The following is a 546-nucleotide window of genomic DNA, read 5'->3' as shown; positions in this document are numbered from 1 at the left end:
CGCGGCGCTCCGGATGCTCCCAGGCCATCAGCACCTTGCCGATCGCGGTGCAGTGCAACGGCGCGCGGCGACCGATGCGCGAGTACATGCCCAGCATGTGCCGGGAGTCGACCTTGTGGACGTAGATGATCTCGCTGTCGATCAGCGTGCCCAGGTGGACCGTCTCGCCGGTGGCGTCGGCCAGCATCTGCATGTGGTGCTTGGACAGGTCGACCAGGTCCGGATACTGCAACGCCTTGGCGCCGATCTCGAAGACCTTCATCGCCAGGCCGTAGCGCTCGCTGTCGGACTCCTGGTGCACGTAGCCCAGGGTCTTCATCGTCTGCAGGAAGCGGTAGACCGTGGCCTTGGGCATGGCCAGCCGCACCGAGAGCTCCGAGATGCCGGTGTCGCTGCGTTCCGACAGGGCCTGCAGGATGGCAAAGACCTTGAGCACCGCGGCCACCGACTCGGGCTGCTGCTTGCCATCGTTCAGATCGTCATCCATGCGCAACGTGTTCCTGGAAAGGGAAGATTTCACCACAGCCGGCCGTGCCCGCGCCCGCG

1 protein-coding gene is annotated in these 546 nt (G+C 65.6%); it reads right to left on the bottom strand.

The features are described 5' to 3' along the window. Positions 1 to 487, bottom strand: a 487-nt coding sequence (locus FUT87_RS27525; protein WP_147243029.1) for a helix-turn-helix domain-containing protein, incomplete at its 3' end; no start/stop codon positions are given. Positions 488 to 546: the final 59 nt, after the last annotated feature.

The sequence above is a fragment of the Mitsuaria sp. TWR114 genome (assembly GCF_007997345.1).
The sequence above is the reverse complement of the archived record's forward strand: the minus strand, read 5'-3'. Positions and strand labels throughout refer to the sequence as shown.